Origin of the sequence: Methanococcoides seepicolus, assembly GCF_023684405.1 — an archaeon.
In the GTDB taxonomy this organism is placed as follows: domain Archaea; phylum Halobacteriota; class Methanosarcinia; order Methanosarcinales; family Methanosarcinaceae; genus Methanococcoides; species Methanococcoides seepicolus.
In genome coordinates this window covers 24,809-33,458 of record NZ_JAGSOI010000026.1, presented here as the reverse complement: position 1 = coordinate 33,458, position 8,650 = coordinate 24,809, and the positions used below count along the sequence as shown (strand labels likewise).

General features: G+C 41.5%; 10 protein-coding genes and 1 tRNA gene. 2 read left to right on the top strand and 9 right to left on the bottom strand.

Features of this window, described 5'->3' with window-relative positions; translation table 11 throughout:
- Positions 1-76 (bottom strand): transposase-like zinc-binding domain-containing protein (locus tag KDK67_RS07725; protein ID WP_420846927.1); only part of this gene is annotated, 76 nt, incomplete at its 3' end.
- Between the two features lie 277 nt (positions 77-353).
- Here KDK67_RS07725 and KDK67_RS07720 point away from each other — a divergent pair.
- Positions 354-752 carry a hypothetical protein gene (locus tag KDK67_RS07720; RefSeq protein ID WP_250868223.1) on the top strand — a complete coding sequence of 133 codons (399 nt, stop codon included), beginning with the start codon at positions 354-356 and terminating at the stop codon, positions 750-752.
- 415 nt (positions 753-1,167) lie between these two features.
- On the opposite strand, the gene KDK67_RS07715 is transcribed toward KDK67_RS07720, so the two are convergent.
- The 4 genes from KDK67_RS07715 to KDK67_RS07700 form a co-directional block, all read right to left on the bottom strand.
- A tRNA-Val gene (locus KDK67_RS07715) sits at positions 1,168-1,241 on the bottom strand.
- Between the two features lie 558 nt (positions 1,242-1,799).
- The gene (locus KDK67_RS07710; RefSeq protein WP_250868222.1) at positions 1,800-2,264 is read right to left on the bottom strand and encodes a DUF3887 domain-containing protein; all 465 of its coding nucleotides are present in this window, start codon (positions 2,262-2,264) and stop codon (positions 1,800-1,802) included.
- A 9-nt stretch (positions 2,265-2,273) separates the two neighbouring features.
- On the bottom strand, positions 2,274-4,052 hold the full coding sequence (locus KDK67_RS07705; protein WP_250868221.1) for a sensor histidine kinase: 1,779 nt from the start codon (positions 4,050-4,052) through the stop codon (positions 2,274-2,276).
- A gap of 32 nt (positions 4,053-4,084) precedes the next feature.
- On the bottom strand, positions 4,085-4,597 hold the full coding sequence (locus KDK67_RS07700) for a response regulator (protein ID WP_250868220.1): 513 nt from the start codon (positions 4,595-4,597) through the stop codon (positions 4,085-4,087).
- Between the two features lie 150 nt (positions 4,598-4,747).
- Between KDK67_RS07700 and KDK67_RS07695 the strand changes: the two genes are divergently transcribed.
- Positions 4,748-5,029, top strand: coding sequence for a MarR family transcriptional regulator (locus KDK67_RS07695; protein WP_172366793.1), 282 nt, complete (start codon positions 4,748-4,750; stop codon positions 5,027-5,029).
- Between the two features lie 33 nt (positions 5,030-5,062).
- Here KDK67_RS07695 and KDK67_RS07690 read toward each other — a convergent pair whose 3' ends face one another.
- Genes KDK67_RS07690 through KDK67_RS07675 form a run of 4 tightly spaced genes read right to left on the bottom strand, consistent with a single transcriptional unit; the run spans position 5,063 to position 8,648 of the window.
- Entirely contained in the window at positions 5,063-5,842 is a 780-nt protein-coding gene (locus KDK67_RS07690; RefSeq protein ID WP_250868219.1) for a sensor domain-containing protein, read from the bottom strand.
- Between the two features lie 35 nt (positions 5,843-5,877).
- Complete coding sequence (locus tag KDK67_RS07685) at positions 5,878-6,126, bottom strand: PLDc N-terminal domain-containing protein (RefSeq protein WP_250868218.1); 249 nt, start codon at positions 6,124-6,126, stop codon at positions 5,878-5,880.
- A gap of 36 nt (positions 6,127-6,162) precedes the next feature.
- Positions 6,163-7,377 carry an ABC transporter permease gene (locus KDK67_RS07680; protein WP_250868217.1) on the bottom strand — a complete coding sequence of 405 codons (1,215 nt, stop codon included), beginning with the start codon at positions 7,375-7,377 and terminating at the stop codon, positions 6,163-6,165.
- A gap of 35 nt (positions 7,378-7,412) precedes the next feature.
- On the bottom strand, positions 7,413-8,648 hold the full coding sequence (locus tag KDK67_RS07675) for a COG1361 S-layer family protein (RefSeq protein WP_250868216.1): 1,236 nt from the start codon (positions 8,646-8,648) through the stop codon (positions 7,413-7,415).
- Between the last annotated feature and the right edge of the window lie 2 nt (positions 8,649-8,650).

Here is an 8,650-nt window from a genome sequence, read left to right as displayed (position 1 = left end):
GGCATTTGTAGCGTTGACGTCCATCGATTTTACCGTTCTTTTTATGATTGGAGCTCTTGCACCTGGGACAGTTCATGCATAAATATAGGTCCTAATAACATAAAAACTCTACTTAAATACCAATGCCAAAATTTCATGGTATGAAAAAAAGTAGATTGATTAAATTTCAATACGAATACTCAGTTTGGAGTTGCTAGTCCTTTTATCTCTCTCCAATACCTAGGAAGTCAATCGGCAGAAGTAATACTATATATAATTTACCCAAACTCCAGTTATATTTTGGTAATGTAGCCATGAATATTCTCTAAAATAACAACGTTTACTATAAATAAAATGCTTCTGTGTTGGTATTCATGTCGGAAAGACACAGGTCAATTCCATTTCTACTCAAAAAATACTCTGAAAATGACTACAACCACATTCTGGATTTCGCTGAGTTTTATTTTCTATCAGCTACAGTAATGCTTTTGGAGCTTCAGCCTGTAGATGCTGAACGTCTTTTATATATCGCAACTGAAATTTGGCCAGATAGGCAAACCCTTTTTGGAACAAATACGGATTATCAAGTTATAATTTTAGGGATTGCTCTTAAAGTGTGTAAAGAATCTAATCGCAATTCGGATTCTGTTGTGGGAGCTATGGAGTATTATACCAAATGGTACTATTGTCCTGACCAGCCTCAAAAATATCTCACTTCAGTTTATAAGGCATGTGAAACCGTTGAAACAATCATTGATGGAAAGAACCTCTAATTCTTTGTTTTTTGCGGAGCCCCCCTCTGTATTTAATATCAATTAAATGATAGGACGGTGGACTTGGTATTCTCATAGAAAGAAATCAATGAAAAGTATATAAAGTTTAAACACACGTTTAAACTATGATAAAACAACCATTTCAATCAAAGATCACGAAATTGAGTGCCAGTAAAACAAGAGCTTATCCCACTCTTCGCTTGCCTAAAGAATACTTATATCTTGTTGGTGAGAAGGTAGAGATTAATCCAATAGAACATGAGGGCAAGCAGGCATTTTTGATAACTTTAGGTTGTAATAGTTCAAACTTAACTCCTGATAGTTTAAACTCAACCCTCGAAACAAGGCTAGCTTCGCTGGAGCAAAGGATCATTGAACTAGAAAAACCGCCATCAACCGCTTCAGAAAAACCAGATGGGCCCGGGGAGATTCGAACACCCGACCTCTGCCGTGTGAAGGCAACGTCATAACCAGCTAGACCACGAGCCCATGTTGAATTAAAATAGTACCTGAGACACTATCAGCCTATTTTCAGGTGCTACAGAGCTTAAATGGGTTGATGGGCTATAAGTTTAACGGGGGTTGTGGTAGTTTTATGGAAATATTAGTATTTATAAAATCAATATATGAAAGAACCTGTCTATTTATGGAAATGTTTAAGTATTATTCATGTATTTAGAGAATTGTACATTGGACGAGAACTTTGGGCAGTTTCTTGAAAAACGGATAAGTTACTACCTCTTGAACCACACACAAACCACCATACTCCCTTTCCATCTCAAAGTTCTTGACTGGTGTACATTTAACTCCTCCTTCGTGTATCGGGGCAGGGTGAGAACTCTGCCTTGAACTCCTCCTTTTCAATTTGAAACTAATACTTAATTAGTAGTCTAATCTTTGAGAAATATTGAAGATCGGCTTTTGAGGGAAGAGTAAGATCTGGGTGTGAAATTTAAAAAAATGGCATGACATTTCATGCTATAATATGAAATCCGATCAAATGAAATTAAAGGGCAGGAGCGGTCTGAAAGAAAAAAGTGAGGGACTTTATCTTTCAAGGGCCAATCGTTTTCGCATCTTTGGAGAATCGATCCACATACCTTTAAGCTCTCGTTGTCCGTCCTTCTCTTGGAATATCAATCGGAAAATAGCACCTTCCGGCTCCTTTTCGAAGGCTACATTATAGACAACGGCTGAATGTCTGTCAGTAACAGTTATTTCGGCAAGTTCCTTTGAAGTATAGTTCCCAACCTCCTCATGAACAATGTCCGTAAGTTCCAGGAACAGGTCTTCAGTAATGGCCTTTTTCATCGTTGGGTTGAAATTAGCAGAGAACTTGGTATAGTTCTTCTCATTAAGGCCCTGAAGGGTATTTTCTGCTATCGGTTCAGCATATTCTGCAATATCTCCATCCTCTATGCTCACTCCTTCAAGTTCAATGGATGTACATCCGCTGCAAATGATCGCCACTAAAAAGACAAAGGCCATCAATAATGCTGTTCTTGCTTTCATGTTCCTCACTTAAACTCCCTCTATCTCGGTGAAATCATCCTCTTTCAGCTCTTTCGGTAATCTGAAAGTGAATGTACTGCCCTTGCCTGTCTCGCTCTCAAGGTAAATGTTTCCGCCCTGTCCATCGATGATACCCTTGATGATCGCAAGCCCGAGCCCTGTGCCTCCTGCCTTCCTTGTGGCAGTGCTGTCCACCTGATAGAACTTGTCGAATATCTTATCACGCTTTTCTTTGGAAATACCTATGCCATTATCCTTTATACTTGTCTGCAAATGATCCTCATGATCTTCCACGATGATCGTCACTTCTCCCTCTTCGGGTGTGAACTTGATCGCATTTGTCAGCAGGTTCACAAAGACCCTTATGAGCTTGTCCTTATCCGTCCTAATGACCGGCACCTCTTCCGGACAGTTCACCATAATCTTTATGCTCTTATCCTTAGCATGTTTTGCCACATTATGAAGGGCGATCTCGATTATCTCTTTTATGTTCACATCCTCAGGTGTGAATTTCATCTTTCCTGATTCTATGCGGGATATATCCAGCAGGTCATCGACCATTCGCGCCTGTCTGTCAATGTTCCTTATAATAAGGTCCAGCATCTCCTCCTTGATCTCCTTGTTGCATTCGCTTTCCCTCAGGAACTCACTGGAGGTCTTCATGGCTGTCAGTGGGGTCTTTAGCTCATGGGAGACCATTGAAACAAAATCGTTCTTCAGGCGGTCAAGTTCCTTTAATTTCTTATTAGCGTTCTGGAGATAATCGTTCGATCTTTCCAGCTCCGAGGTCTTGCTTTTCACCTCATCCTCAAGGGTCTTGTTCCAGGAGAACAGGATCAGGGCGATGAATGCACTGATGAAGAGAATGAACGCAATGGAGATCATTGCAAAAAGACCCTGCTTGACATAGACCGACTGTATGAGTGATTCTACATACCATAATGGAGTAACAACGCCAACGGACCATTGCTGGTTATACCAGTTCACAGGTACATAAGAGATTATCTTCTCTTCCATGAAACCGTTCTTGTTCCTCTCAGAGAACTGTCCGCTGCCTGAAAGTCCTTCTGTCTGCATGCCGATGATATCAAGACGTCTATGGTCGGGCTCGTTTATTATATTGAAGTAATTCTTTCCTACGAGGTGATCATCGGAACTGTCATAGAGCAGCTTTGCATTATCATCGATGAGATAAACATATCCCGATTCGTATTCCGTTTTTATGGTCTGCTTCGTTATCTCGTCTATCTCTATTATGGCAACTATGGCCCCTTCAAAACTGCCATTCTCAAGATGAAGAGGTATCCACACATAGATCGCAAGTTCACCCTCTAAAGTAGTGAGTGGATTGGTGATGTAGGTCTCACCTGTCTCTTTTATTTGTTCAAAGGCAGCAGCCTTATTATTTTCATAAAGATCGTATCCGAAAGGCACATTCTCCTCTGGATATCCAGAGACTATTATGCCTGTGCTGTTTATGTATTCGATAGCATAGAAGCCTTCCGACTCATTATACACTATCGAAAAAATGGTATTGAAATTATCATCGGGTATGCTATTATGGTTCCTTGAGATGATCTCAAGCATTGTGACCTTTTCGTTCAGGAATGTAGTAATACCGCTCGATATCTGCTGTGCCTGGCTGGTCTGTTCCCGGGTGAACATCCCAACAAAAAGATCTTCGACCTCTGTATTTGCCCTGATCCCCAGAAAAAGGATGGAAGAAATGAAAAGCATCGTTATCATTACAACGATAATGACGTTCCATCTGCTTTTTGTGGCAAACATATGAGGTCGGCACGAAAAGTGCGTTAAAAAAGTCAGTCCTGTGTTCTTCTCAACACAGTTTTGATCCTTGCTTTCAGCTCTTTCAGATTGAATGGCTTGGTCATGTAGTCATCAGCACCAATATCCAGACCCTCTATCTTGTCATTGATCTCTCCCTTTGCTGTGAGCATGATCACAGGTATGTTCTCATAGAGAGGTTCTTCTTTCAATCTCCTGCATACTTCAAAGCCGTCCATATCAGGCATCATAACGTCAAGAAGGATCACATCGGGTATATCGGACTTAAGCACATCAAAGGCCATGACTCCGTTGTTTGCTTCAATGACATTGTATCCGTCCGCCTCGAGTGCTCTCTTGGTAGCAATGACAGCATCTGGCTCATCATCCACAATAAGGACCTTCTGTCTCGTATCCGACAGGCTCTCAATGCTCTTGGTCACCATGTCCTCAGAAACCGAAAGTTGGTCTGCTATCTCCTTTGCACTGATGCCGGGTTGCTGTTCGAGAAGTCTCAGTATGTCTTTTTCAAGCGTTTCTCTTTCCATATATACCACAACTTTCAAATGTATCTAAACATAAATGGATGATATTATTAAAGCCTTTCTAAATATGATAAGGTCTATTCATATATTGTATCAATAGCCAATTATGAGAAAGCCTTATAAATTATTATCGTATATTTAAGGGTGATGTCAATGGACGCTCTTGAGAAAATATTTGGAAAGACTGCACAGATAACGGTTCTAAAGAACCTGATTCAGCATAAAGGGGAATCTACTTATCTCTCTGGTATTGCGGAAGAGACTGGTCTATCCCACTCAAGCGTTGCCAGGGTAATCGAACCCCTTCTCAAATCCAACATCGTCATTGAAAAGCGTCTTGGGAAACAGATCCGCACCTTCAGTTTGAATCTTGACAGTGAACTTACCAATCATATCCTTGATTTCTACGGGCGGCTCGAAAAGATGAAACTCTGATCATTTCTTTTCTATTTTTCAACTCAACGTTCATTATTCCCGTTGAATACCGATGTCGTATTCTTCGATATATTCTGCATCCCCGGTTTCGACCTTCTCGATAGATCCTACAGTTTCTTCTTCATCCAGTTCGATATCGTCAAAACTGGTGTAATCGTTTTCATTGGTCATATATGAATTTGCATTTCCAAGCAGGTTCTTTGCAAGAATTCCTGAAAGTTTTGCCATCCAGTTCATAAAATGCAGTGAAATTATCCCAAAGATCATCCCTAAGAACATCATCATCAAAGCACTAGCAAAAGAATCGATGACGAACGTGCTGGTCCCAATACTGTAACCGATGTCGGTAAGCTTGTAGGCAAAGGGTGTTGCAATAAAAGCAAGAGTGATGCCTATCAATGTGAAGGAAACTATCAATGTAAATATGCCCAATGGGAACTTAATGAAAAGGAACACAAGTCCCTTCCATGTCACAGGATTTAGGATATAGCCCTTTATCTTCTCCAAGCTCTTCTGTTTTCCTACACAACGATTCTCCATGGGTGGTATATCAACTCCCAGAAGCCAGATCGCAAGCTGCCTTTCAAAAGCAGCAAGTTCCCACCATGCAACGAGCATCAAAAGCAGGATGGGAAGTCCGATAAGGGTTATAGAAAGGCCTAATCCCATGGAAAGTCCGGTCACAAGGAATATGAAATAGGCTGTTCCGAGGGGGAATGTGAACAAAAGGTACGTCAGATTCATATAGGTCTGTCTTTTAGTGACCACTCCGAAGAGATCACGTATCCATTTTATTATATCATTTAGACCCATGTTGAACATTCTCCTTTATACCGATAATATTCGTATCATACATCCGCTGCATCAGAAACCGCATTGTGCTTTTGCCTTCTGAATATGAAATATATCAGTGCACCCAATAATTGTGCGAATACTATAATAATAACCCATATAAGTTTATCATTTCCCTGCGATGGCTCGTTCATAACACAATCGATAAGCATCCATATCCAGAAAATGGTACTTCCTATCACAATCCCTGCAAATAGCAGGAACAACAAAATTTGTACCGGGAAGAATATCCAGCTATCGATCATATTATCTCCACCTTCGCACTTTAGAGTTTCGTTCTTTCAATCATGTCTCAATGCATCGACAGGTTTCATCTTAGCGGCCTTGTTCGCAGGATATGCTCCGGCGATCAGACCTACGAATATGGATACAACAAAGCCTGCGAATATCTTTGATGCAGGAAGCACTACTGGCAGGTTCATGAATGCTGCAGCCCCATAAGCTCCAGCACAACCAAGTATCACGCCAAGCACACCACCGATAGTTCCCACGACCGCTGATTCAACGATGAACATCGTAAGGACATCGAAGTTGGAATACCCTATCGCCTTCATCAAACCTATCTCCGATGTACGTTCGGTAACGGTGACCAGCATAATGTTCATGATCCCGATGGAACCGACAACAAGTGAAATAAATGCAACTGCAGTCAGAAGTCCGGAAAGAGCACTTGAAAGTGAGCCTGCTTCCTCAAGCAACTCCTGTTGGTCCACAATGAAATACGGCTTGATGTCATCTTCCTCCATATCCCTTGATGAAATTCCCATATATCTTCCGAGTCTCTTATCTATCTCCTCGGATGTTTCGGAAACCGTCTCGATTGATTCCCCTTCGGCGAAGATGGTGGAATAATCACTGACCGAGAGGATCTCGTTCATGGTCGATATTGGAATGAATATCCTTTTGTCGGGGACCATTCCTCCTGATATGAAGCTAGGTTCAGATTCTTGGACAATACCTTTGATCTGGAACGTCTGTGTTATCTCTCCTCCATCACGTGTTCGGAATGTGATGTCTATTGAATTCTTATTCGATAACTTCCGGTCAAACGTATCTTCAGATACATCATACCCTATCACAGCCACATACTGATCATTGTCTTTGATAAAATTCCCTTCACTAAGTCCAATGTTGGCGACCTCATCATAGTCGCCTGTGACCCCCGTAATTGACACTCTCCGCGAATCTGACATATAAGTGACTTCAGCTACCTGTTCATTGATGGGTGAAGCCCTCAGTACTCCCGGGGTTTTCCTGACAACCTCCAGTTCGTTATCAAAGAATGTGTTTGGTTCATTTGCACCCACATAGATGAAATTAGAACCGATAGTTCCTATCTCTTCATCAAAATATTGGTTAAAGCTCGCACCTAAGGAAACATTGGCGATGACAGCAGCTACTCCTATCACGATCCCCAGAGTTGTAAGCGTGGAACGAAGCTTGGAGCTAAAAATGCTTCCCAATGCGATTTCAAGTGACTGCTTCAGATCGACCATTATATATCTCCTTTTGATAGTGCACCTGACTTCGCTTAATCCTGTTTCCTTTTCCTGTAAATAAAAATCCCTGCTGCTGCCACTATCAAAAGTACGAAAGCAATAGTTGTACTGCCAGTGCTGGTATCTGTCTTTTCTTCAACTACCTCAAGGTTGCCCACATTGGCAGAGGTTGTGTGATCGTTAAATCCGTTCCTGTATTCTGCTTCAAGGGTGAGCGAAGATTGTTCTCTTTCCTCTTCTGCAACAGCGTTAAATTCAATTGTAAAAAGCTCGTCCGGTTTCATCGAGCCGATAAAATACTCTGCAGGGGAGAATTTGATTCCTTCAGCTATTGGTCTGACACTCACTGAAGATATCGTGTTCTGATGAAGATTCGCAACATCGAACTGTATCTTCCCTTCACTGTTAGTTAATATCATGGACTTTGAGGGGATCATCTTGAGGGATGAACTGTCAATGGTGACAGGTACTCTCCAGATGTTGTTATAAGAATATGAATTACCAATTATCGCAAGGTCAAGATAGTATGTTCCTTCCTGGACCTCTTCCGGAACCTCTACATTGAATGTAAGGGTGACCGAATTACCTGGTCCGACTATCCCGGCTTCTTGAACTCCGCTGGTGACCTTGATACTGTCAGCACCTGTAAGACTTGCCGATTGGATACGTGCATTAGTGTCATAATCCTCACCTTCGAAATTGATGGTATTCTCTGATGCTGTATTTGTCAATTTGAAACTTATAGTACCTTTATCTCCAGGGCTGAACATATCTGGGGTGGATGTGGTCTCAGTAAGTTCAAGAGTACCTTTACTATCAAATGTGGTGGATCCTACCTTTATTTTAAAAGTGTCCTTTATCCAGGGACTGTTGTCCGTGCCTCTGTAATACACATCAAAAGAAGCTGTCCCAGGTTTTGCATTCTCATCTACGTAGAGGCGGAACTCCTGCACCGATGCACTGTCTGGTGAAAGTATGCCGATATTATTCTCAGCATTTTTTTCAGAATCAAGGGACAAAGGATATTCAGGAACAAGTTTTATTGTCACGTCATCGGACTGTCCTGACCTAAAGTTCTCCACCTTCACCCACACATCCACATATTGTCCTATCTCTGCCGGAAATGGCTCGTATTTCTGAACGCTGATATCCAGGCTTGTTACACTGCTCTCCTGTGCAGATGCGGAAGGCATTACCATTATCAAAAGGACCATCATAAATGCAAAGACCGTTATTTCCTTCGTTATTCTCGAATTATCATTTCCCATGT